The sequence below is a fragment of the Streptacidiphilus pinicola genome, assembly GCF_003258295.1.
GTDB lineage: Bacteria > Actinomycetota > Actinomycetes > Streptomycetales > Streptomycetaceae > Streptacidiphilus > Streptacidiphilus pinicola.
This window is the reverse complement of sequence record NZ_QKYN01000226.1, coordinates 581-1245: the sequence shown is the minus strand read 5'-3', so window position 1 is coordinate 1245 and position 665 is coordinate 581. Positions and strand designations below refer to the sequence as shown.

The 665-nt window shown below is 73.7% G+C and carries 1 protein-coding gene; it reads right to left on the bottom strand.

What is annotated here, in order from left to right; all coding sequences use genetic code 11:
- Positions 1–137: 137 nt before the first annotated feature.
- On the bottom strand, positions 138–665 hold a 528-nt coding region (locus DN069_RS37905), incomplete at its 5' end, for a helix-turn-helix transcriptional regulator (protein ID WP_133260185.1).

Genomic DNA, 665 nt, shown 5'->3' with positions numbered 1-665 from the left:
GGCCGGGCAGGTGAAGGAGTAGAAGGTGCGTTCCTTGGTGCGCCCCAGGGCCAGGCGGAAGGCGCGCGCCTCCAGCTCGGCCGTGGCGCGGCAGTCCGGGCACGAGGCCCGGAACAGCGTCGGGGAGACGATCGGGCTCATCCGTCGTACCGGGCCAGTGCCGCGCCCGCGGCCGCGCGGGCCTGGTCGGCCAGAGAGGTCGGGGCGAGGACCCGGCCGTCGGGGCCGAGCCGCAGCACCAGACGGAGCAGGGAGGACGGGTCCGGCGTGCGCAGCACGATGCGCAGCCCGCCGTCGGGGAGCTCCTCCGCGGACTCGTGCGGGTAGTACTCGGCCACCCAGCGACCGCCGGGGGCGACCTCCAGGACGACCTGCGGGTCCTCGCTGGAGGGGTGGACCAAGCCCTCGGACAGGTCGCGCAGCTCCAGGCGGGGCGGGTCGGAGGGGGTGTCCAGGACCTTGATCTCGGCGATGCGGTCCAGCCGGAACATCCGCCGGTCCTCGGAGAGCCGGCACCAGGCCTCGAGGTAGGTGTGGCCCTCGGTGATCATGCGGATCGGGTCGACCTCGCGCTCGGTCAGCTCGCCGCGTCCGGAGGACCAGTAGTTCAGCCAGAGCCGCTTGCGCTCGGTGAACGCGCGGTCGATCTCGGCGAAGACGTCGCC